The sequence below is a fragment of the Serratia silvae genome, assembly GCF_023282985.1.
Classification (GTDB): domain Bacteria; phylum Pseudomonadota; class Gammaproteobacteria; order Enterobacterales; family Enterobacteriaceae; genus Chania; species Chania silvae.
Genome location: NZ_JAGQDC010000018.1, coordinates 86,138 through 108,607 on the forward strand (window position 1 = coordinate 86,138; position 22,470 = coordinate 108,607).

Sequence of the window (22,470 nt, forward strand, 5' to 3'; positions counted from 1 at the left end):
TTCCTCACGACTGTTGTTGCTGTGGACGACGACGATACGCCCAGATCATCATAATAATACCGGCGAGCACCATCGGCACGGACAGGATTTGCCCCATGCTGATCACCCCGTCAAACAAGCCAAGCTGGGCATCCGGCTGGCGGAACGCTTCGACGATAATACGGAATGCGCCATAACCAATCAGGAACAGGCCCGAAACGGCCCCCATCGGACGTGGTTTGCGGATAAACAGGTTCAGAATGATAAACAGCACGATGCCTTCCAGCACCATTTCATACAGCTGCGACGGATGACGTGGCAATACGCCATATTCGTTGAGCAGTGGCAGCAGTTGAGGATTAGCGGCAGCGATGGCGATATCTTCAGGACGCGAGCTTGGGAACAGCATCGCCCAAGGCGTATCGGTGGTGACACGCCCCCACAGCTCACCGTTGATAAAGTTGCCAAGACGGCCTGCTCCCAGACCAAACGGGATCAGCGGGGCAATAAAATCAGATACCTGGAAGAAGTTGCGCTTGGTGCGGCGGGCAAACCACAGCATCACCGTGATCACGCCAATCAAGCCACCGTGGAATGACATACCGCCATCCCAGACTTTGAACAGGTAGAGCGGGTTATCCAGGAACAGCGGCAGGTTGTAGAACAATACATAACCGACACGGCCACCGACAAAGACCCCGAGGAAGCCGGCATACAGCATGTTTTCCACTTCGTCTTTGGTCCAACCGCTACCGGGCTTGTTTGCGCGGCGTACCGCCAACCACATGGCAAAAACAAAGCCAACCAGGTACATCAAACCGTACCAGTGCAAAGAGACCGGGCCGATAGAGAAAATCACCGGATCAAATTTTGGAAACGCCAGATAGCTAGTGCTCATCTATCACCACAATATGTCTGTTATTCATCCCCAAACGGGGGCGGCAGGTGCCAAATGCGGTGCAAAGCCCGTACAACGGGAGCACCGCGTTGAGATGGCGCATCATAACATAGGCTTAACCACGTCCGGGCTTGCCGGCAGGGAAAAGTTCTGTAAAAAAATCGGTCAACGCTTAACGGGTTGGGCTACATCCAATCAACGACCACCGCGGATCAACCCCCCCATACCACGCCGTTCCATAAACGCCGCCACCTGGTGGCGAACCTCGGTCGTCATCTGGGCACTCAATACCCGCTGGGCCAGCCCTTGCGCATCTTCCAGTTCGATATGGCGCAACAGATATTTGATACGTGCGACGCTGCGCCCATTCATGCTCAGATTACGGTAACCCATGCCCACCAGCAGCAGAGCACCCATCGGGTCTCCCGCCAGCTCACCGCACAGGCTGACTTGCAACTCGGCCGCCGTCCCCTGCTCGATGATCAATTTCAGCACCTGCAACATGGCTGGATGCAGGCTGTCGTACAGCGAAGCAACGCGGGTATTATTACGATCCACCGCCAGCAGATACTGGGTTAAATCGTTGGTTCCCACCGAGATAAAATCGACACGTGCGGCCAGATAAGGGATCAGGAAGATCATCGACGGCACTTCCAGCATAACGCCAATTCGCGGCTTGGGAATGTCGTATCCCAGCATCTCTTCCACTTCTCGCCCGGCGCGATCGATCAGGCGCTTGGCCTCGTCGATCTCTTCCAGACTGGTGATCATCGGCAACAGGATCCCCAGATTGCCGGTTCCCGCATTGGCACGCAGCATGGCGCGCACCTGGATCAGGAAGATTTCTGGCTGATCCAGCGTAATGCGGATCCCCCGCCATCCGAGGCACGGGTTCTCCTCGCTGATCGGCATGTAAGGCAGCTGTTTATCAGCGCCGATATCCAGCGTACGCAGCGTCACCGGCTTGTGCGGATAGAAGAGTTGCAGCATGCCCTGATATTGCGCCACCTGCTCCTCTTCCGACGGGAAGCCACTTTGCAGCATGAACGGGATCTCGGTGCGGTACAGGCCAACGCCGTCCACGCGCGCCCCCAGCAGTTGTTCATGTTCCGGGCTAAGGCCGGCGTTCAGCATCACCTGGATCCGCTCACCGCTTTTCAGCTCTGCGGGCTGCTCAACATCATCTTCAGCCAGCTTGCTGAGCTCCAGCTCTTCGCTGATCAGACGTTGATATTCCTTCACCAGCACCGGTTCCGGATCGACCAGTAATTCACCACGATAGCCATCAACAATCAGCATTCGCTGGGCCAACAGCGCAGGCTGGATGTCTGCCCCCATCACCGTTGGCACGCCCATGGCCCGCACCAGGATCGCGGCGTGGGAGTTGGCAGCACCATCGCGCACCACCACACCAGCCAGGCGATCCTGCGGTACTTCGGCTAACAGGGTTGCCGTCAGTTCATCGGCGACCAGCACAAAACGGGCAGGCCATTGGCTAGCCCCTTGAGTGGTATCGTCGAGGTGGAATAGCAGACGTTGGCCGAGCGCACGCAGATCGCTGGCACGCTCGCGCATATAGGTATCTTGCAAAGTCGCAAACTGGGCAGCGAAGGCTTCAATTACCTGTTTTACCGCCCATTCAGCCACTGAACCGGCATCGATCTCCGCGTACAGTTCACGTTTGAGGCGGGCATCGTTGAGCAGGTGGGAATAGAGATCGAAGATCGCCGCGCTTTCTTTTTGCGAGCTGGCGCTAAAGCGCTTACTGAAGCGGCGGAACTCTGCCCCAGCCTCTTCCAATGCCTGTGTCAGGCGTTCGCGCTCGCTGACGGTATCCAGCGTGGAGGCTTTATACACCTGATCGAGTGAAGGCTGGCTGCTATCTAACCACCCCTCCGCCACTGCCACGCCAGGAGCCGCAGCCAGCGCCCGAATGCGGGTCTGGCGATACTGGCCAAAAATGGCGTTTAGCTGTGATAGCGAGAGGATCCCGGCCATTTGGGTGGCCAGGGTAACCATGAAGGATTCTTCGCTTTCGTCAAACTGGCGCAGTTCACGTTGCTGCACCACCAACACGCCAAGCAGCTGGCGGCGATGAATGATCGGCACGCCAAGGAAGGATCGGAAACGATCCTCTTTGACCTGCGGAATATATTTGAAGCTGGGATGGCTTTGGGCATCCGCCAGGTTGATCGGCTCTGCCCGCCGCCCAACCAGGCCGACGATGCCTTCGTCAAAGGCCAGGGCAATAGTACGCCCACGGGGCTTTTTCAACCCGCGCGTCGCCATCAGGTAATAACAGCGGCGGTCGTTGTCTGCCAGATAGATGGAGCAGACTTCGGTGTCCATCGCCAGACAGGTTTCATTGACCAAAAGATCCAGCGCATCTGTCAGACTGGCCGCCGCGGCCACTTTCTCAACAATTTCTCGCAAGCGCGTGAGCATAGTCGGTTTGACTTAACCTCTCTTTCGGCGATAAGCAGGAGGTTGCCGCTGTGCTGCCAGTTCCTGCATTGGCATGACGGTTGCGGCAAACTCTTTCATAACCCGGCGGTACACGTCGCGTTTAAACGACACCACCTGGCGCACCGGATACCAGAAGCTCACCCAACGCCAGCCGTCAAACTCCGGCGTACTGCTGCGCTGCATGTTGATATCCGCGTCATTGCACATTAACTGCAGCAGAAACCATTTCTGCTTTTGGCCGATACAAACCGGCTTTGTGTCCCAACGCACCAAACGTTTTGGCAATTTATAGCGCAACCAGTTGCGGGTTGAGGCCAGGATACGCACATCCTTTTTACTCAGCCCCACTTCTTCGAACAGCTCACGGTACATCGCCTGCTCAGGCGTTTCGCCAGGGTTTATTCCCCCTTGGGGAAACTGCCAGGAGTGCTGACCGTAACGGCGGGCCCATAGGACCTGCCCCTGACGATTACAGATTACGATACCAACATTCGGGCGGTAGCCATCATCATCGATCACCGGACTACCTCGATAAGCATAAATTCGTATTGATAACCTGATTGTTTCACACAAGCCACAGGCGGTAAACCACTGCTTTGCAGCGCCGTCGCTCGGATAACATTGGGATAACTCACAGATAATGGCAAAGTTATAAACATGTAACGAGGTTCGAGGGCGGTTTTATTCACTTTTTCTGTGGATAGGTGTGTGAAGAACTCTAGGGATAAGCCGGGAAAACTCAATTGAACTTAAAAAGCGCCGTATTTTTAATTTTTAATTATCACTTTAAATACATAAACTTACTTGTATAAAAGCAGTTATGAACAGGGTAAAAATGTGATCTATGCACGCTTTGGATCTTTCGCTGGCGAAAGATCCATCAATGCGGATTTTATCCACAGATTATTATACCCAGTGACCTATAAAACCGCCAAATTCGTAAAAAACGCCCCGCGTCAAGGCTGTAAATCAAACCAGTGATCGGCAAAAAGTTGGGTTATCCCAGAAATCTGTGGATAAATAGGTGTAAGATCCTGTTTATTGTCGGTGGCTACAGGTGCACAACCCCGCACTGAAAACTTTCTACAGCGATTTGGTAGCCAAAAAGTCATGTAAAATCATGCTACTATTGTTGTTTTCCCCAGCCTGCTTTTCCCTTTTAAGGCTGTGAGTAAATTCGGTACATTTTTTAACCATAATGCATAGGTCTGATTTATGGCGTGTTTATCCCCGCTGCCGCCAGAAAACGAGCAGCAATTATTAGCCCGTGCCCAGGCGCTGGCTGGCTTTAACCTTGGCGAACTGGCAGCTCGCGCACAGGTTAGCATTCCCAAGGATCTCAAGCGGGATAAAGGCTGGGTCGGCATGCTGCTGGAGTTGTATTTGGGTGCCATGGCGGGCAGCAAGCCTGAGCAGGATTTCCCTGAGCTGGGCATTGAGCTGAAAACCATCCCGGTCGACGCCGCCGGTAACCCGCTGGAAACCACTTTCGTCTGCGTAGCTCCACTTACAGGCAATAGCGGCGTGACCTGGGAAAGCAGCCACGTACGCCACAAACTGGCACGCGTGCTGTGGATCCCGGTTGAGGGCGAACGACAAATCCCGTTGGCACAGCGCCGCGTAGGTTCTCCGCTGCTGTGGCAACCCAATCAGGAAGAAACCGAGATGCTGCGCCGGGATTGGGAAGAACTGATGGATCTTATCGTGCTCGGCCAGGTCGAGCGGATCACCGCCCGCCATGGCGAAGTGCTACAGCTGCGGCCAAAAGCGGCCAACAACAAGGCATTGACCGAAGCCACAGGTGAACAAGGCCAGCCGATCCTTACGCTGCCGCGCGGCTTCTATCTAAAGAAAAACTTTACCAGGGCGCTACTGGCCAGGCACTTTACGCTTTGACTCATACTCTTCCCTGTTTTCACTGTCATTTCTCCTTACAGAGATGGGATACGTCCGAAGACCATCTTTGGCATAGTTTGCTACTCTATTAAGACAATTATTCTAGGTATATAAGGTGTTCGGCATGAAAAAGTGGGTAATGGCTATTTCCGCCCTGATGATGGTCGCCGGATTAGCAGGCTGTTCCAGCGACTATGTGATGGCCACCAAAGACGGCAATATGATCCTCACGCAGGGTAAGCCTAAAATCGATAAGGATACCGGCCTGATCAGCTATCAGGACGAGCAAGGCAACCAGCGCCAGATTAACGGCGATCAGGTCTCGCAAGTTATCGAGCGTTAATCCCGGCCCCGCATCATCCTGACCCCTGACGGATTATCAATCAGGGGTTTAGCCAGTCAGTTAATTACCCTATGGATTTCAAGCTGCAGCTAGGCGACAAGCTATCCCATCCCCAGGAGCTTACTTTTGGGTAAGTGACTGGGGTGAGATAGTGCAGGTAACAACGCTGCAGCTTGAAAGACGACGGGTATAATCCTCTTTCACCATCTTCTTAGCTTAGTTATAGTCAAGTAAGGCGTGTTACGCCGTTGGATCTCTGGCTTCTGTTTTAGCGGGCATCACGCCCGTAAGCGCTAACATTGAAGGAAGGCCGTTAATGCAATACCACCGTATTCCCCACAGTTCTTTAGAAGTGAGCGTGCTGGGACTGGGCACCATGACCTTTGGCGAACAAAACAGCGAAGCCGATGCCCACGCACAGCTGGATTATGCATTAGCCGCTGGCATCAATCTGATTGATACCGCAGAGATGTATCCAGTGCCGCCGCGCCCGGAAACCCAGGGCCTGACAGAACAATACATTGGCAGTTGGATCAAGGCGCGCGGCAACCGCGACAAAATCGTGCTGGCAAGCAAGGTCTCCGGGCCGATCCGGGGTAATGACGCTGGCATTCGTCCACAGCAGGCATTGGATCGCAAAAATATCCGCGCAGCCCTGGACACCAGCCTGAAACGGTTAAATACCGATTATCTGGATCTTTACCAGCTACACTGGCCACAACGCACCACCAACTGTTTCGGCAAGCTCAATTATCAGTACACCGATGAAAAAGCCACCATCCCGCTGTTGGAAACCCTGGAAGCGTTAACCGAGCAGGTTCGTGCCGGCAAAATTCGCTATATCGGCGTCTCTAACGAAACCCCATGGGGCGTGATGCGCTACCTGCAACTGGCAGAAAAACACGAACTCCCGCGCATCGTATCGATCCAGAACCCCTACAGCCTGTTAAACCGCAGCTTTGAGATTGGTTTGGCCGAGATCAGCCAACATGAAGGCATCGAACTGTTAGCCTATTCCAGCCTGGCCTTCGGTACGCTGTCGGGTAAATACCTCAACGGAGCCAAACCGGCCGGGGCGCGCAACACCCTGTTCAGCCGCTTTACCCGCTACTCTTCAGCCCAAAGCCAGGCGGCGATCGCCGAATACGTAGCGCTGGCGAAAAAGCACGGTCTGGACCCTTCACAGATGGCATTGGCATTCGTACGCCAGCAGCCGTTCGTTGCCAGCACCTTGCTGGGCGCTACCACGCTGGAGCAGTTGAAGATGAATATCGACAGTTTTGATGTGGTACTGAACGAGGATGTGTTGCAGGCCCTGGAAGAGATCCACAGCCGCTTCACCATTCCAGCGCCATAAGAAATCCAGGGCGCTGCCAGCAGCGCCCTGATATTTTTAGGCTTTCGAGCGGAATTGAGATATCCACAGCACGGTAATGGCAAGCCCGAACACGACACCAAAACCGATCCCGACGCCGATCACCGGCACGCCTAATTTGACCACCAAAGAGTAGAGGCCAAGCATCAGCAGCATGGCGGTGTTTTCACCCAGGTTCTGTACCGCGATGGCGTTCCCCGCCCCAACAGAGCGTTTGCCCCGCTCTTGCAACAGCGCATTCAGCGGCACCACAAAGAAACCACCCAGCACACCAATCACCAGCAGCACGCCATAAGCGTTCAGCATGCTGGTTTGCACGGCAAAGAAGGCTACGGCTATCCCGATCAGGATCCCGGCAGGCATACAGCGCTTAACCGTTTCCAGCGTCACAAAGCGGGCTGCCGCCCCGGCACCGACCACGATACCTATTGCCACCATCGCATTGAGCATGGTTGGCGTGGCGTTATCGCTAATGCCCAGCGCCACCGGCACCCACAGCACCAGCAGGAAGCGCAGAGTGACCCCAGCGCCCCAGAACAGACTGGTACCAATCAGTGAGAAGCGGGTTTGGCCATCGCGCCACAGCACCACGCAGGCATTGAAGAAAGTGCTCCCCATGACGCGTGGGTGCCAAGAAACCACCTTATGAGCAGCAGGCAAGCGCGGGATATAGAGGTTGGCGATGACTGCCGCGCCGTAAACCACGGCACACACTGCCAGTGCGGCCACAATATGCCAGTCTGCCAACAGGCCACCGGCTACCGAACCCACCAGGATAGCGGCAATGGTGGAAGCTTCCATCAGACCGTTGGCCTTCACCAACTTATCGCCACTGGTGATCTCACCCAGGATGCCGTACTTCGCGGGTGAATAAGCCGCAGCACCTATGCCGACCAGGGTATAGCCCAAGAACGGGTTCAGCCCAAAGCAGATCACCAGTGCACCGGCCAGCTTCAAACCGTTGGCTACCATCATCACCCGCCCTTTGGAGAAGCTGTCGGCGATCTGGCCCACAAACGGAGCCAGGATGATATAGGTGGCAACGAAGGCCATTTGCAGTATCGGTTGGCTCCAATCGGGGTACATTTGTTGTTTGATCAGCGCCAGAGTAGCAAACAGCAAGGCGTTATCGCCGAAGGCCGAAAGAAACTGGGCACAGATCACCGCGATCATTGAACGTGACAGCAATGGGGAATCAGTTGCATTCATTACGCATTCTCCGGCTGTTCAGCCATTTGGCGCAAAGTAACGAAATCCGGTTTGCCGCTGCCCAGTAACGGCAACGCCTTCACCAGGCGAATATCACGTGGCACCGCCAGTTCTGGAGTGCCCTGCTCACGAGCCACCCGCAGCAAGCTATCACGGGTAATGCTGGCGTCGTTGGTGAACAACACCAGCGCTTCGCCTTTGCTGCTGTCACTTTTCACCGTGGCCGCATGTAGCCCTTCTGGTGACAGGCGCACCGCCAACTGTTCCACGCTCTCCAGCGAGATCATCTCCCCCGCCAGTTTGGCAAAGCGTTTCACGCGGCCACGAATGGTGCAATAACCCTGTTCGTCAAAGCTGACAATATCACCGGTATCGTACCAGCCAGCTTGCAGCACACCGTTTTCGTCCTCGGCTGCCGGAGCTTCCAGTTCGCCTGGGCGCTCAACCCGCAGGTAACCCTTCATGATGTTCGGGCCTTTCAATTGCAGACGGCCGCCGTTATCGATCCCGGCCATTTTGATCAAACGTGCTTCCATCTTCGGCATAATGCGGCCTACAGTGCCAACTTTGGCCGCTAGAGGTACGTTGATCGACACTACCGGGGCGCACTCCGTGACGCCGTAGCCTTCTAAAATGCGGATGCCGTATTTGTCCTGATAAATCTGTTTGGTGCTTTCTGCCAGCTTCTCGGCCCCGGCCACCACGTAGCGCAGGCGGGCAAAATCGTAAGGATGAGCGAAGCGCGCGTAGTTGTTGAGGAAGGTCGCTGTACCAAACAGCACGGTGCAGTTACGGTCATACACCAGCTCCGGCACCACGCGATAATGCAGCGGGCTTGGGTAGAGGAATACCCGGCTACCGGTCATCAACGGGGTGATCAACCCGACAGTCAGGCCGAAAGAGTGGAACAGCGGCAGCGAGGACATAAAGCGATCGCGCGGGGTGAAATCCGCAATGGTTCGGATCTGCTCCACGTTGGCCAGCAGGCTGGCATGGGAATGCACTACGCCCTTCGGATGGCCTTCCGAGCCGGAGGTAAACAGGATCAGCGCTGCATCCTCTGGCTGCTGTGGCACCATTGCCTTTTGTGGCTGGAACAGGTGACGCAGGATCCACAGCTTATCGTCCCGGGTGACGGTATCTTTCAAATCTTCCAGATAGACCCAGTTGGCTTCCGGCACCTGCTCTGGCAGATGCGTCAGCTTGCCCTTTTCCAGGAATTGACGTGAGGTGACGATGGTTTTAATGGTGGCCGCAGTCATCGCGCTTTTCAGCCCGTTCACACCGGCGGTGTAATTGAGCATGGCCGGAATACGGCCCCGCAATGAAGCGCCAAAGATGGCGGCAGCGGTAATAGTCGCATTCGGCAACAGCAGGCCAACATGCTCTTTCGGCGCGGTAAAGCGTTCCAGGATGCGGCTAACGCCCAGCGATTTTTTGAGCAGCGTATGATAGCTGTCTTCCTTGAAACCCACGTCTTCGATGCAGGGCTTGAAGCGGCCATAGCGATACTGTGCGGCCAACAGCGCACCGAACAGGGTTTGCGGTTTGAGGGTATCCATCCGCGCCTGCATCATGATCTGATGCAGCCTGTCACCGGCCAACTGCCGGCGTTGACTGGCTTTTGGCGCATCCGGCATCGGTAAGGTGGTTGGCGGCAGAATACTGATGGTGGTCTGTGGGAAGGCGCGGAGTTTAAATACTCCGGCCATACGGCCAAACACGCTGAACTCCGGGCCATCAATACGTATCGGCACGATGGTGGCACCAGATTTGGCGGCAATAAATGCCGCCCCATCGTAAATCTTCATCAATGAGCCAGTCACCGTAATGCGCCCTTCCGGGAACACCACGATTGGCCTGCCCTGCTCAACCATGCGCACCAGATGCTTGATGGCCATCGGTTTGGTGGGATCCAGGGGCACGAAATCGATATAAGGCTTCAACCAGCGCATAAACCAACGTTCGGAAATACTGGAGTAAACGGCAAACACCGGTTTAATCGGTAAGAATAACGCCAGCAGCGCGCCATCCATGAAAGAAACGTGATTCGGGGTGATCAGCAGTTTCTGCTGCTCAAAATGCCTGGCGTCGCCTTCGACACGAACACGAAACATCAGGCGAAACAGTGCACGTAACACGGTATATATCATCCCACTCTCCCTCGGGGTTGATGGCCTTAAAAATGGTCTGAGGAAGGATACTATACGGCAGGCAAAAAAAAACCTACGCATCCGCGTAGGTTGGTGCAATTGAAAATGGCTTCAACATACAGAGTATGTCGATTGCTCACCAATCAATACCTCTGGGACAGTCAATTTACCCCGCCACGCCAAACTCTCGCCAGCGGCCAATCGCAACAGTCAGGCGCAAAGTGTAACCAGCGATGTAGTTTTACCTTTGATAGACATGGTTATGAAACTATTGAAAAACCTCAACCGACCCGGATCGTTGGGTTCAGTGCCGCGCCCGTCAACGATGGATTAGCGTGGCCGAAAAGGTGAATTTAAAAACCATAAATGCAACGCTCACCACAAGTTAGCAATACCGGCCCTTGCGGCGCGCGATTTTTTCCGCAAGACTGAGGGATGTAAGCGATTACCCAGGAAGTGTTGCAGATATGGCCACGATTAAGGATGTTGCCAGGCTGGCGGGTGTTTCCGTCGCCACGGTATCCCGCGTAATAAATAACTCCCCTAAAGCCAGCGAAAGTTCACGTACCGCCGTGTTGGCCGCCATGGAGGGATTACAGTACCACCCCAACGCCAATGCCCGTGCGCTGGCACAGCAATCCACCGAAACCCTGGGCCTGATTGTCTCTGACGTTTCAGATCCCTTCTTTGGTGCCATGGTAAAAGCCGTGGAGCAGGTGGCCTACGCCACCCATAATTTTCTGCTGATTGGTAACGGTTACCATAATGCCGAAAAAGAGCGCCAAGCCATTGAGCAACTGGTACGCCATCGCTGTGCGGCATTGGTGGTGCATGCCAAGAAGCTGACCGACGATGAGCTAACCGTCTGGATGCGCCAGATCCCAGGCATGGTGCTGATCAACCGTACGCTGCCTGGGTTTGAGCCCCGCTGCGTTGCGCTTGACGATCGCTACGGTGCCTGGCTGGCCACCCGCCATCTGATCCAGCAGGGCCACCAGCGGATCGCCTTCATCTGCTCCAACCATCAGATTTCAGATGCTACCGATCGATTGCAGGGCTACCTGGATGCATTGGAAGAACACGGTATTGCGGTGGATGAGAAGCTGGTTGCCTACGGCAAGCCGGATGAGATTGGCGGCGAGCAGGCCATGACCGAGCTACTGGGCCGTGGTAAGCAGTTTACCGCCATCACCTGCTATAACGATCCGATGGCAGCCGGGGCACTTTCAGTGCTCAGTGATAACAGCGTGGATGTTCCGGGCCAGATTTCGCTGATTGGTTTCGATGACGTGCTGATTTCACGCTATCTGCGCCCACGCCTGACCACCATCCGCTACCCAGTAGTGGCGATGGCAACGCAGGCGGCTGAGCTGGCATTAGCGTTGGCCAACAACCAGCCGCTGCCGGAGATCACCAATATGTTCAGCCCGACGCTGGTACGCCGCCATTCGGTCGCCAGCATCAATAACGCTTTCGAGCAGAACTAATCTAGCCGGCGGTGGTATAGGCGCACGGGGCGATCCGGGTACTCCAGCGCCTCGCCGATGTGCTGCCAGCCATGGCGTTCGTAATAACCGCTAAAATCGGCATACAGATATAGCTCCTTGAACCCGGCCCGGCGGCTGTATTCCTGCACGTATTGCTGGAGCTGCAACCCCAGCCCGCTGCCGCGCTGGCTCTCTTCAACGTAAAGCGCGGCCAGCCACGGCGTTAAATCCTGGCGGCTGATCAAATCACAGCGCCACAGCCCCACAGTGCCTACCGGCTTGTCATCCAACAGGGCGATAAAAGTGATCGGCAAACCTTCATGGCGCAAACTGCTGGCCACCACGCTGGCAAAGAATTCCCGGCTGTTTTCACTGCCAAACGCCTGCCATTGCCAATCGATAACCTGTTGTTGATGCTGCGGGTAGTCCGCCAGATGCACGATACGAAACACACTAATCCCCTCTGAAAAATGCCTTAAACGCCAGCACCATCAGTGTACGCCAATCAATACATGGGTGCCCTAACAACATAGGTTGCTGAATTTGTAGGGGGCGAACATGTTCGAGCCGATCTAACCCTATGCTAGACTCAGCAATATTTACCGCAGCGGACGTTGAAAGAGGGTAGCCATTGATGATCACCATGTTGGATGTTTCCATGCGCGCGGGGGTGTCCAAAGCCACGGTTTCCCGCGTTTTAAATGGCACCGGCCAGGTGAAGAAGAGCACGCGTGATGCGGTGTTTAAGGCAATGGATGAACTGGGCTACCGGCCAAACTTTCTCGCCCAATCGCTGGCCAATAAAAGCTCCAACAGCATTGGGCTGGTAGTATCCAATTTTGATGGCCCCTACTTTGGCCGTTTGCTGCGCCAGGCCGCCAAACTGGTCGAGGCCAGCGGTAAGCACCTGATCGTCACCGACGGCCACGACACGCCAGAAGATGAATTACAAGCGGTACGGCTGCTGGCGGATCGCCGTTGCGACGCGATTATCCTGTACACCCGCTTTATGAGCGAAAACGCCCTGATGGAGTTGCTGGAAGACCTGCCGGTTCCGGTGATGGTGATTAACCGCGATCTGCCGCAGGCCCGTGAACGCTGCGTGTTCTTCGAACAGCAACAGGCCGCCTTCAACGTAGTGGATTATCTGATCCGTCAAGGACACAGTGAGATCGCCTGCATCACCGGGCCGATCGATACACCAACTGCCCAATCCCGCTTGGCGGGTTATCGTCAGGCGTTGGAACACCACCAGATTGCGTTCAATGATGCCCTGATCAACAACGGCGACAGCAGCGTACCCGGCGGACACCTCAGTTGTAAGGCCCTGCTGGCTAGCGGCAACTCATTCAGCGCGCTGTTTGCCAGCAACGATGATATGGCCATCGGCGCGATGAAGGCCCTGTACCAGGCTGGTAAGCGCCTGCCTGAAGACATTTCGCTGTTTGGTTTCGACGATGAGCCAAGCGCCGCCTATCTGCAACCGGCGTTGTCCACCGTCTACCTGCCGATCGACGCGATGATCGAAGCGGCGATAGCCCAAGCCCTGCGTCTGATCAACGGCGAAGCACTGCAACCGCTAACGCCGTTTGTCGGGGAGTTGAAACTACGTGAGTCCGTGGTACCTGGCCCCTACGCGCGTTAATTTCAACTTAAAGCAGCTCCAGCCCGATCAATTCTTCAATCGTCTGGCGGCGACGGATCAACCGAGGCTCACCGTTTTCAAACAGCACTTCCGGCAGCAGCGGGCGGCTGTTGTAGTTGGAGGACATCGACGAGCCATAGGCCCCGGTGTCATGGAATACCAAATAATCACCGACCCGCACCTGCGGCAACGGACGGGTTTCAATACCGCCACCCGCTTGCTGGGTAAACACATCACCTGACTCACACAACGGCCCGGCAATCACGGTGTCTTGCAGCGGTTGGTTATCAGTATTGCGGCCGTCGGCAGGCAACAGGGAGATATGGTGATAGCTGCCATACATCGCCGGACGCATCAGATCGTTGAACCCAGCGTCTACCAAGACAAAGTGGCGGCTGCCCATTTGTTTCACTGAACGCACTTCCGCCACCAGCACGCCAGCTTCGGCCATCAGGAAACGCCCCGGCTCGATTTCCAACTTCACCGGGTGGCCCAGATGTGCGGCAACCCGCTCACGCGCACGGTTCCACAAGCCGTAATAGTGTTCGGTATTGATCGCCTCTTCCCCTTGCTGATAAGGGATAGAAAGGCCGCCACCGGCGGAAATCGCTGTGATATCCAGCCCCAGGGCAATCACCTGCTGCACCATGGCATCACACACGCGCTCCAAGTGCTGATAATCCACCCCGGAACCGATGTGCATATGCAGGCCGATCAGTTTCAGGCCATATTGCTGCACCTTGGCGACCGCCTGCGGCAGATCGGCATACCAGATACCGTGCTTGCTGTTTTCGCCGCCGGTATTGGTTTTCTGGCTGTGGCCGTGGCCAAAACCAGGGTTGATGCGTAGCCATACCGGATGCCCGGCAGACACCTGGCCAAGCTGTTCCAACATATCGATGGAACCGGCGTTGACCGGGATTTTCAATTCACTGACGCGCGCCAGCGTGGCGTGATCCAGCACATCGGCGGTAAACACGATATCTTCGCCACCTGGCTCAAAACCGGCTTTTAACGCGCGCTCGATTTCCCCCAGCGACACCGAATCCACCTTGACGCCCTGCTCACGCATCAGGCGCAGAATATGAATATTCGAGCAGGCTTTCTGGGCAAAACGGATCACGTCAAAGTGCTGCAATTGGCTGATACGCTGGCTGATGATAGCCGCATCATAGGCCCAGACCGGGCAACCAAAGCGTTGGGGCAGCGCCAGCAGATTGGTGGCGTTCAGGGCGGTAGAGGTATCGTTCAAGGCGCGTGGCATGGTTCGGTTCCCATAATCAAATTTTCCACCATCATGCCGCAGCGGCTCCGGTGTGAAAAATATCTATTTCGCCATAGTCTATTCATTTATGATATGGCTTTCTCTCTCCGTGGAGCTTCGCCATGTATGCCATTACCCTGCGCCAGATTGAGATTTTCCACGCGGTGATGACCACCGGCAATCTGACCGAAGCGGCGGCGCTGCTGCAAACTTCACAACCGACCGTCAGCCGCGAACTTGCCCGCTTCGAGAAGCTGATCCAGCTGCAACTGTTTGACCGTGTGCGTGGCCGTCTTTACCCGACGGTGCAAGGCTTACGGCTGTTTGAAGAAGTGCAGCGCTCTTATTACGGCCTGGATCGCATCAAGAATGCGGCCGCCGGTATCCGGCAATTCCAACAGGCGCAGCTTTCCATTGCCTGCCTGCCGGTGTTTTCCCAATCGCTGCTGCCTGCCGTGTGCAAACCTTTTGTCGATCGTTATCCGGAAGTGAGCTTCAGCGTGATCCCGCAGGAGTCACCGTTGCTGGAAGAGTGGCTTTCGGCACAGCGCCACGATCTGGGCCTGACGGAGAATACCCTGACGCCCGCTGGCACCGAGCGTATGACCCTGATGACGATGAATGAAGTGTGTGTGCTGCCTGCCGGGCACCCTTTGCTTGCGAAAAGCACGCTGACGCCGCAGGACTTCAACGCAGAAAACTTTATCAGCCTGTCGATCACTGACAGCTATCGGCAACTGCTGGATGCGCTGTTCCATGAACAAGGTATCGAGCGCCGGATGGTGATGGAGACCCACAGCGCCGCCTCGGTCTGTGCGATGGTCAAGGCCGGAGTGGGCATCTCGGTCGTCAATCCACTGACTGCGTTGGATTACGCCAATAATGGCGTCCATGTGCGGCCTTTCAGCGTTGAGGTGCCGTTTACCGTGAGCCTGATCCGCCCGCTGCACCGCCCCTCTTCTGCGCTGGTCACCACCTTTGTGCAGCACTTGCAACAGCAGGCACAACAGTTGCCCGCCCGCCTGGCTTCGGTGATCCAACGCTAGCGTAGCGTGGCACGCCAGCCAGGATCGGTGGCAAACCATTCCACCAGGAAGTCCAACATGGTACGCAACGTGGCGGGCATTTGGCGGCGTGAGGTGTAAATACCGTAGATCCCCATCGTCTGCGACAGATACCCCGGTAACAGTTCCACCAACTCCCCCTTTGCCAACAGTGGCGCAGCGGAATAGTAAGGCTGCATGGAAATCCCCGCCCCTTGCAGCGTTCCTGCCAATAGCACCACCGATTCGTTGGCACTGAGGTTGCCACTGACCGCCACCGCCGACTTCACGCCTTGCTCATCAAAGTGCCACAGGCTTTTACCAAAGTAGGAGTAGGTCAGGCAGTTGTGCAGGGCTAAATCTTGCGGGTGACGCGGGGTACCATGAGCGGCCAGATAGGCTGGAGATGCACAGATCACCGAAGCACAGTTGGAAAGCGGCCGGGCAATCAGATTAGGCTCCAGTTCATTGGTGATGCGCAGCGCCAGATCGATACGCTCCTCCACCAGATTGACCGCCCGGTTATCCATTTGCAGATCCACCGCAACCTGAGGATGACGTTTCAGGTACTGCGCCACCGCCCCCACCAGCGCCGTTTGGCCAAGCGATTGCGAACAGGTGATGCGCAGCAGGCCACGTAAATCGTCACTCTGCTCGTTTTCCACCAGATCGATATCTTTCGCTACCGCCAGCATTTGGCGGCAACGTTCCAAGGTGCGCTCCCCGGCATCGGTCAGGCTGAGCCGACGCGTAGTACGGTGCAGCAGCCGCGCCCCGGCCCATTGTTCCATCTGCGCCAGATAGCGCGTCACCATAGCCCGCGACATCGCCAGGGTATCCGCTGCCGCAATCATGCTGCCGCGTTCGACGATAGTGACAAAAACCTCTGCGGCGGTAATGCGATCCATGATTCGCTCGATTTACGCAATGAATAATTGCTTATTATCCGGTTTTTCTCCCGTTCTATGCAACCTATCATCTGACCAACGATAACAAACACCCAAAAGGCACCTGCACATGTTTAAGAAATCATTACTGACCCTGGCCGTAACCGGCTTAGTTTCATTCAGCACCTTCGCTAATGCAGCTAACACACTGACCCTGGAAGTGTACAACCCAGGCGAAAAGAGCGTTTTCCCGGTCTCTTCCGAGATTGTCAGCGGCCCACACGAAGTGGCGCTGATCGATGCCCAATTCCAGCGTAACGACGCGCAGGAGCTGGTGAAAAAGATCAAGGCCACCGGTAAAAAGCTGACCACGGTCTATATCAGCCATTCGGATCCAGATTTCTATTTCGGCCTGGACGTGATCAAAGCCGCTTTCCCGCAGGCTAAAATCATTGCCTCACCAGAAACGATCAAAGCAATCAATGCAACCCAGGCAGGTAAACTCGCCTATTGGGGGCCGATCCTGAAGGAGAATGCGCCGCAGACCGTGATCGTGCCGCAGCCGTTGCAGGGCAGCAGCTTTAGCATTGATGGCCAGCAGGTCGAAGTGAAAGGCCTCAATGGCCCAACGCCAGATCGCACCTTTGTGTGGATCCCATCGTTGAAAGCCGTGGTGGGTGGTGTGCCGGTAGCCGGTGACAATATTCATCCGTGGATTGCGGATAATCAGACTGTCGAGTCACGTGCCCATTGGCAGCAAACGCTGGAAAGCATCAAGGCGCTGAAACCGCAGGTGGTGGTTCCAGGGCACTTCCTGCCAGGTGCGGCACAAACGCTGGAGTCAGTGACCTTTACCCACAATTACCTGACCACGCTGGAAAGCGAGTTGCCAAAAACCAAGAACTCCGCTGAACTGATCGCGGCGATGCAGCAGCACTATCCAAAACTGCAAGATGGTTCCAGCCTGGAGCTGAGCGCCAAGGTGCTGAAAGGCGAGATGAAGTGGCCGCAATAGTGCGCCCGGAGAACCGATCCATGACCACTTTGCATTATATTTTCGATCCGCTGTGCGGCTGGTGCTACGGTGCGGCACCGCTGGCCAAGACCGCGCAGGCTATTCCAGGCCTGACCGTTGCCCTGCACGCCGGTGGCATGATGACGGGCAATGCCCGCCGAACCATCAACGAGCAATGGCGCAATTACGTGATGCCGCATGATAAGCGGATTGCCGAGCTGACCGGCCAACCCTTCGGCGACGGCTACTTCAACGGGCTGCTGCGTGACACCACGGCGGTGATGGATTCTGAGCCACCGATCATCGCGATCCTGGCCGCTGAACAACTCGCCGGACGGGGTCTGGATATGCTGCACCGCATTCAGGAAGCCCACTACCGGGAAGGGCAACGTATTGCCGATGCGCCGGTGTTGGAAGCGCTGGCGAAAGAATTGGGCCTTGATCCTGCTGCCTTTGTTGCCGAGATGCGCTTTAACAGCGGCGCGCCCACGGCACAGCATATTGCCGACAGCCGCGCACTGCTCGCCAAAGTCCGTGGGCACGGCTTCCCAACCTTTGCCCTGGAGGATAATCAAGGGCGGCTATCCCAGATCCCCGTGCAGGAGTATTTGGGGAATGTTGAAGGCTGGAAGGCGTTGTTGAAAGATGCCGTGAAATGAATCTGTCGGGGCGAGCACATGTTCGCCCCGAACGTAGTTGTAACAATTTCATTTTGTGTTGTGATTTGCCGCCGTGCCAAAGACGCCCTCGCCTTACGCTACTCAACGTTACTAGCGCTCGTTTTATTTCCGCTGTATTGCAAATAATGAGCCACGTCAAAACTGCTTACATGTGGCGGTTTGTTTGTTACCAGCCTCATGCCCATGCTAGAAGAAAACGATGTCTTCTGGATTTTTATGAACACGAGCACCACACAAAAACGAGCCGTCTGGCAGTTGATCAAACCCTTTTGGGTTTCAGAAGAAAAATGGCGCGCCTGGGCAATGCTGATCGCCATCGTGGGCCTATCCCTGGGGCTGGTCTATATCAGCGTGCTAATCAACCAGTGGAACCAGGTGTTCTACGATGCCCTACAAAATAAAAACTACCCGGTGTTCAAAACACAGCTGTGGCGCTTTACCTATCTGGCGTTGGCTTTCATCGTGCTGGCGGTCTACAAGATCTACCTGACCCAAGGCCTACAGATGCGTTGGCGACGCTGGATGACGGAAAGGTTTATGGGTAAGTGGCTGGCGCACCAGGCCTATTACCATACCGAGCAACAGCAGATTATCGATAACCCCGATCAGCGTATCTCTGACGATCTCAACGTTCTGACCCAGTACACCTTATCTTTGTCGCTCGGCCTGCTCTCCAGCCTGGTGACGCTTTGTTCGTTTATTACCATTCTCTGGCATATCAGCGGGCCGATGACCTTCGTGATCGCCCAACATGCCATTACCCTGCCCGGCTATATGGTGTGGTTTGCCCTGTTGTACGCGGTACTGGGATCCTTGCTGATCTGGTGGGTCGGCAAGCCGCTGGTTAGGCTCGGCTTTAATCAGGAGCGCTATGAGGCGAACTTCCGTTTCGGGCTGATCCGTATCCGTGAAAATAACGACGCCATTGCGCTATATCACGGTGAACCGCGAGAGAAACAGCAGCTAAGTAACCGCTTTGAGGCCATCCGCAGCAACTGGTGGTCGATCATGCGTATCACCCGGCGGCTGAATATCGCCAGTAACTTCTACAGCCAATTTGCCATTATCTTTCCGCTGCTGGTGGCGGCACCGCGCTATTTCTCCGGTGCGATCCAGATGGGCGGGCTGATGCAGATCTCCTCCGCGTTCGGCCAGGTGCAAGGGGCGCTGTCGTGGTTTATCGACGCGTTTACCGATCTGGCCACCTGGAAAGCCTGCGTTAACCGTCTGGCTGGCTTTAACGCGGCAGTGGACGAGGTGCATAACCAGATCCGCGGTATCAGCCTGCAACAGGAAGACCACTTACCGCTGATGCTGCGCGATGTTGGCCTGACGCTGCCCGATGGACAGCCGCTGTTAAAGGCAGCAACCATGACGCTTAAACGCGGTGAACGTGTGTTGGTCGTTGGCCCTTCAGGCTGTGGTAAATCCACGCTGTTGCGGGCCATTGCCGGGATCTGGCCTTACGGCTCTGGTGAAATCAGGCTGGATAACCACCTCACCACGCTATTCCTGCCGCAGCGCAGCTATATCCCAATCGGTACGCTACGTGAAGCGCTGAGCTATCCGCATCAGAATAAAGGCTACAGCGATGAGCAATTGTTGAAGGTTCTGGAAAACTGTCGGCTGAAACACCTGCAACGCTGGCTGGATACCAGCGCCAACTGGAGTCATCGCCTTTCACCGGGTGAGCAGCAACGGTTGGCATTTGCCCGTGCGATCCTTACCCGCCCGGACGTGCTGTTCCTGGATGAGGCCACCAGCGCGTTGGATGATGAAACCGAGCAATTGATGTATTACCTGCTGGTTGACGAACTGCCGGAGGTCACGCTGGTCAGCGTGGCACACCGCAACAGCGTGGCGAAATATCATCAGACCTGCTGGCGTTTCAGCCGTGACGAAAATGGCCCGGCCCAGATGGCGCTTAGCCCGTTGCCGATATAGAGTTAGCCTCAATGGCTCCTCTCACACCAACCCTTCCAAAGGGTTGGTGTGAGAAGGCACATGATTAAATCCCATCCGCCTCGGCGTTGGCGCATTTCACCTTACGCCGTTCGTGCCACAGGCTAGTCAAGCCGCGTTTGCCGCAGGCCAACGCCATGTCACGGAACTCGGTCAGGCTCAACCCTTCGCGCTCCAGCATCATTTCGGCAGCCAACTGCATATTCACCCCGGTCAACACCTCACAGTTGCCATGCACATCAGCCAACTCACATGCGCTCCGAAATGGCGATCCCCCCAGCATATCGGTAAGAAATACCACGCCGTCTGGCTGCGCCACCGCTTGCAGTGCGGCACTTAACGCCACTTTCAGCTCCGCCGTTCCCATATGGACAGGGAAGTCCACCGCGATACAGGCAGGTTGCTCCCCTACCACCTGTTCTACCGCCTGTAGCAGGCCGCTGGCGAAACCGCCGTGGCCGGTAATGACAATTCCTGGCATGTTCTCTTCCTCACAGCAAACCGATAAATTTACCCACTACGCCGATCACCACCGTCACACCGATCAGTTTCACCGGTGAGAAACCGCGCTTCATCAGGAAGAACACCAGCAGCGTGAAACACAGCGGCAACAGGTTGGGCATCAACTTATCGAGAACGTCCGTCTGCAACGCCACGGTGGCTTTACCGGCATGCATGATCAGCGGCGTAGAAAGGTGTACATAAGAGGCCACCAGCGCACCGATGACCGTCATGCCCACGATCGACGCCGCATGGGATATTCGTTTGGTATGGGTTTTCAATAGCGTCAGCGCACTGGTGCCCGCCTGATAGCCGTAGTGTGCCAGCCCAAAGCGCAGCCCGAAGTGGAACACGTTGAACAACAGCAGGAACACTATCGGCCCAAACAGGCTGCCTTCAAGCGCCAGAGAGGCCCCGATGCCCGCACAGATCGGCAACAGCGTCAACCAGAACAGCGCATCACCAATGCCTCCCAACGGCCCCATTAACGCTACTTTCACCGCTCGAATGGTGGAGACTTTTTCCTTGTTTTGCTCCATCGCCAATACCAACCCCGAAAGGAAGGTGACGTCGAAGGGATGCACGTTAATAAACTCCATATGCATCTTCATCGAATTCGCCAGATCCTGAGGATTGCGGTGGATCTTGCGCAAGCCAGGGATCAGGGTATACAGCCAACCACCGGCCTGCATACGTTCATAGTTGAACGATGCCTGCAACAACAGCGAGCGCCAGGCCATGCGGTTGATATCACTGCGCGTCAGAGCTTCTGCTGGCTGGCTATCAACATAGTCATCCTGCTCTACCTGGCTGGTGGCCAATGCCTGCTCCAGGCGTTTTGCTGCTTTTTGCGCCAGCAGATCGTCAGAATCATTAAATGCCATCTTCGGCGTCCTCCGGTTGAACAGGCTTTCTGGTCACGTCCGCATCGGCCCGTTGACTGTTAAAGAAATCGATCAGCGCGAGCGCCAATGCCCCCAGCGCCACCGCCAGGATCGGCAGCTTCAGGAAAGTCACCGAAATAAAGCCGAGGATGAAATACGCCACGTAGGTTTTCTTCATCATCACTTTCATCAGCAGTGAGAAGCCGATTGCCGGCATCATGCCGCCCGCCACCGCCAGCCCATCCAGCAGCCAGGTCGGCGCTTTCTGCACCATGGCGCTGGCCGCATCGGCACCGAAGTAAATGGGTAAAAACGCCACTACAAAGTAGAAAACAAACAGGATGCTAATGCCGAGATAGTTCACCCGTTCAACGCCGCGCCAGTTCAGTTCCTGTACCATGCGATCACAGCGGTGCATCATGGGTGAAAACGCGGTGAACAGCAGCGTGATGCAGCCCTGAACCGCAATGGCAAACGGCACCGCCACGCCAATAGCCACCTTGGGATCGGCCTTGGTGAGGATGGCAAACGCCGTGCCGACCACCCCACCGATAACCACGTTAGGCGGCTGTGCACCGGCCAATGGCACCATGCCCATCCACACCAGCTCCAGCGTCCCACCCACCAGCAAGCCAGTGGTGACATCCCCCAGGATCAGGCCAACCAGCGGCCCCATCACTACCGGGCGGTGGAAGTGGGTCAGGCCGTCGAACAAATCGACCCCGGCCAACCCCGCCAGCAATGCAATCAATAACGCGTCAGTTAACATGCTTCCCCCTGCGC

General features: G+C 55.8%; 20 protein-coding genes. 9 read left to right on the plus strand and 11 right to left on the minus strand.

Features of this window, described 5'->3' with window-relative positions; genetic code table 11:
* Positions 1 to 4: 4 nt before the first annotated feature.
* From lgt to rppH, 3 genes are all read right to left on the minus strand, one after another.
* Entirely contained in the window at positions 5 to 877 is an 873-nt protein-coding gene (gene lgt / locus KAJ71_RS19235) for a prolipoprotein diacylglyceryl transferase (RefSeq protein ID WP_248947148.1), read from the minus strand.
* 195 nt (positions 878 to 1,072) lie between these two features.
* Entirely contained in the window at positions 1,073 to 3,322 is a 2,250-nt protein-coding gene (gene ptsP / locus KAJ71_RS19240; protein ID WP_248947149.1) for a phosphoenolpyruvate--protein phosphotransferase, read from the minus strand.
* A 12-nt stretch (positions 3,323 to 3,334) separates the two neighbouring features.
* Positions 3,335 to 3,862: an RNA pyrophosphohydrolase gene (gene rppH / locus KAJ71_RS19245; protein ID WP_021179868.1), complete on the minus strand. Its 528-nt coding sequence runs from the start codon at positions 3,860 to 3,862 to the stop codon at positions 3,335 to 3,337.
* 696 nt (positions 3,863 to 4,558) lie between these two features.
* Between rppH and mutH the strand changes: the two genes are divergently transcribed.
* From mutH to KAJ71_RS19260, 3 genes are all read left to right on the plus strand, one after another.
* The gene (gene mutH, locus KAJ71_RS19250) at positions 4,559 to 5,239 is read left to right on the plus strand and encodes a DNA mismatch repair endonuclease MutH (RefSeq protein ID WP_021806136.1); all 681 of its coding nucleotides are present in this window, start codon (positions 4,559 to 4,561) and stop codon (positions 5,237 to 5,239) included.
* Between the two features lie 124 nt (positions 5,240 to 5,363).
* Entirely contained in the window at positions 5,364 to 5,582 is a 219-nt protein-coding gene (locus KAJ71_RS19255) for a YgdI/YgdR family lipoprotein (protein ID WP_021179865.1), read from the plus strand.
* Between the two features lie 316 nt (positions 5,583 to 5,898).
* Complete coding sequence (locus tag KAJ71_RS19260; protein ID WP_248947150.1) at positions 5,899 to 6,939, plus strand: NADP(H)-dependent aldo-keto reductase; 1,041 nt, start codon at positions 5,899 to 5,901, stop codon at positions 6,937 to 6,939.
* 36 nt (positions 6,940 to 6,975) lie between these two features.
* On the opposite strand, the gene lplT is transcribed toward KAJ71_RS19260, so the two are convergent.
* Both lplT and aas read right to left on the minus strand, forming a co-directional pair.
* The gene (lplT, locus tag KAJ71_RS19265; protein ID WP_248947151.1) at positions 6,976 to 8,166 is read right to left on the minus strand and encodes a lysophospholipid transporter LplT; all 1,191 of its coding nucleotides are present in this window, start codon (positions 8,164 to 8,166) and stop codon (positions 6,976 to 6,978) included.
* Positions 8,166 to 10,319 (minus strand): bifunctional acyl-ACP--phospholipid O-acyltransferase/long-chain-fatty-acid--ACP ligase, encoded by a 2,154-nt coding sequence (gene aas / locus KAJ71_RS19270; protein ID WP_248947152.1) that lies wholly within the window; start codon positions 10,317 to 10,319, stop codon positions 8,166 to 8,168. The genes lplT and aas overlap by 1 nt, the downstream gene beginning before the upstream one ends.
* Before the next feature lie 467 nt (positions 10,320 to 10,786).
* Between aas and galR the strand changes: the two genes are divergently transcribed.
* Entirely contained in the window at positions 10,787 to 11,806 is a 1,020-nt protein-coding gene (gene galR, locus KAJ71_RS19275) for an HTH-type transcriptional regulator GalR (RefSeq protein ID WP_024485039.1), read from the plus strand.
* On the opposite strand, the gene KAJ71_RS19280 is transcribed toward galR, so the two are convergent.
* Complete coding sequence (locus KAJ71_RS19280) at positions 11,803 to 12,258, minus strand: GNAT family N-acetyltransferase (RefSeq protein ID WP_248947153.1); 456 nt, start codon at positions 12,256 to 12,258, stop codon at positions 11,803 to 11,805. The genes galR and KAJ71_RS19280 overlap by 4 nt on opposite strands.
* Before the next feature lie 182 nt (positions 12,259 to 12,440).
* Here KAJ71_RS19280 and KAJ71_RS19285 point away from each other — a divergent pair, with 182 nt between their 5' ends.
* The gene (locus KAJ71_RS19285) at positions 12,441 to 13,451 is read left to right on the plus strand and encodes a LacI family DNA-binding transcriptional regulator (RefSeq protein WP_248947154.1); all 1,011 of its coding nucleotides are present in this window, start codon (positions 12,441 to 12,443) and stop codon (positions 13,449 to 13,451) included.
* Between the two features lie 7 nt (positions 13,452 to 13,458).
* Here the strand turns inward: KAJ71_RS19285 and lysA are convergent, their stop codons facing one another.
* A complete protein-coding gene (lysA, locus tag KAJ71_RS19290) occupies positions 13,459 to 14,715 on the minus strand; it encodes a diaminopimelate decarboxylase (protein WP_248947155.1) in 1,257 nt (418 codons plus the stop codon).
* 122 nt (positions 14,716 to 14,837) lie between these two features.
* Here lysA and KAJ71_RS19295 point away from each other — a divergent pair, with 122 nt between their 5' ends.
* On the plus strand, positions 14,838 to 15,761 hold the full coding sequence (locus tag KAJ71_RS19295) for a LysR family transcriptional regulator (protein WP_248947156.1): 924 nt from the start codon (positions 14,838 to 14,840) through the stop codon (positions 15,759 to 15,761).
* On the opposite strand, the gene KAJ71_RS19300 is transcribed toward KAJ71_RS19295, so the two are convergent.
* On the minus strand, positions 15,758 to 16,666 hold the full coding sequence (locus tag KAJ71_RS19300) for a LysR family transcriptional regulator (RefSeq protein WP_248947157.1): 909 nt from the start codon (positions 16,664 to 16,666) through the stop codon (positions 15,758 to 15,760). The genes KAJ71_RS19295 and KAJ71_RS19300 overlap by 4 nt on opposite strands.
* A 109-nt stretch (positions 16,667 to 16,775) precedes the next feature.
* Between KAJ71_RS19300 and KAJ71_RS19305 the strand changes: the two genes are divergently transcribed.
* The 3 genes from KAJ71_RS19305 to KAJ71_RS19315 all read left to right on the plus strand — a co-directional run bounded on the left by KAJ71_RS19305 (position 16,776) and on the right by KAJ71_RS19315 (position 20,284).
* Positions 16,776 to 17,660 carry an MBL fold metallo-hydrolase gene (locus KAJ71_RS19305; protein WP_248947158.1) on the plus strand — a complete coding sequence of 295 codons (885 nt, stop codon included), beginning with the start codon at positions 16,776 to 16,778 and terminating at the stop codon, positions 17,658 to 17,660.
* Between the two features lie 20 nt (positions 17,661 to 17,680).
* Entirely contained in the window at positions 17,681 to 18,319 is a 639-nt protein-coding gene (locus KAJ71_RS19310; RefSeq protein WP_248947159.1) for a DsbA family protein, read from the plus strand.
* A gap of 237 nt (positions 18,320 to 18,556) precedes the next feature.
* Positions 18,557 to 20,284 (plus strand): ABC transporter ATP-binding protein/permease, encoded by a 1,728-nt coding sequence (locus KAJ71_RS19315; RefSeq protein WP_248947160.1) that lies wholly within the window; start codon positions 18,557 to 18,559, stop codon positions 20,282 to 20,284.
* Positions 20,285 to 20,348: 64 nt separating this feature from the next.
* On the opposite strand, the gene agaF is transcribed toward KAJ71_RS19315, so the two are convergent.
* Genes agaF through agaW form a run of 3 tightly spaced genes read right to left on the minus strand, consistent with a single transcriptional unit; the run spans position 20,349 to position 22,456 of the window.
* Positions 20,349 to 20,783: a PTS galactosamine/N-acetylgalactosamine transporter subunit IIA gene (gene agaF, locus KAJ71_RS19320; protein ID WP_248947161.1), complete on the minus strand. Its 435-nt coding sequence runs from the start codon at positions 20,781 to 20,783 to the stop codon at positions 20,349 to 20,351.
* Between the two features lie 10 nt (positions 20,784 to 20,793).
* On the minus strand, positions 20,794 to 21,687 hold the full coding sequence (locus KAJ71_RS19325) for a PTS system mannose/fructose/sorbose family transporter subunit IID (protein ID WP_248947162.1): 894 nt from the start codon (positions 21,685 to 21,687) through the stop codon (positions 20,794 to 20,796).
* Positions 21,677 to 22,456: a PTS N-acetylgalactosamine transporter subunit IIC gene (agaW, locus tag KAJ71_RS19330; RefSeq protein ID WP_248947163.1), complete on the minus strand. Its 780-nt coding sequence runs from the start codon at positions 22,454 to 22,456 to the stop codon at positions 21,677 to 21,679. Before agaW ends, KAJ71_RS19325 begins: the two co-directional genes overlap by 11 nt.
* Between the last annotated feature and the right edge of the window lie 14 nt (positions 22,457 to 22,470).